Raw genomic sequence first — 513 nt, 5'->3', positions numbered from 1 at the left:
CATTCGAGAGATTGTTTGTTAGAGCGCGTATTTATGACATCTGGTTTTGAAACCTTGAATTTACATCCGCAACTTAAAAAGGCGATTGATGCTTTAGGGTTTACGCAAATGACCCCAATTCAGCAAAAGGTTTTAAAATATACATTAGCCGGGCATGATGCAATTGGGCGAGCACAAACAGGAACAGGTAAGACAGCTGCCTTTCTGATTAGTGTAATTAATGATTTACTCAATAATCCGATTCAAGAGCAACGCTTCCGTGGCGAGCCTCGTGCTTTAATCTTGGCGCCTACTCGTGAGTTGGCATTGCAAATTGAAAGTGATGCGAAATTTCTCACAAAATTCTCTAATTTACATTTAGTGACCCTATTAGGTGGTGTTGATTTCGATAAGCAGAAGAAGCAACTTGATGCTAATTTTGTCGATATCATGGTAGCTACACCTGGGCGTTTAATCGATTTTGTAGAACAAAAAGAAGTCTGGCTCGATCAAATTGAATTTTTAGTGATTGAT

General features: G+C 39.0%; 1 protein-coding gene. It reads left to right on the top strand.

Translation table 11 applies throughout. From position 1 onward, the window contains the following. Positions 1 to 33: 33 nt before the first annotated feature. On the top strand, positions 34 to 513 hold a 480-nt coding region (locus GBI66_RS19150; RefSeq protein WP_151717182.1), incomplete at its 3' end, for a DEAD/DEAH box helicase.

It is taken from the genome of Acinetobacter sp. TUM15071, assembly GCF_008980925.1.
GTDB classification, from domain to species: domain Bacteria; phylum Pseudomonadota; class Gammaproteobacteria; order Pseudomonadales; family Moraxellaceae; genus Acinetobacter; species Acinetobacter dispersus.
Note: the sequence above shows the minus strand (reverse complement) of the source record. Positions and strands in the feature narration are given on the sequence as shown.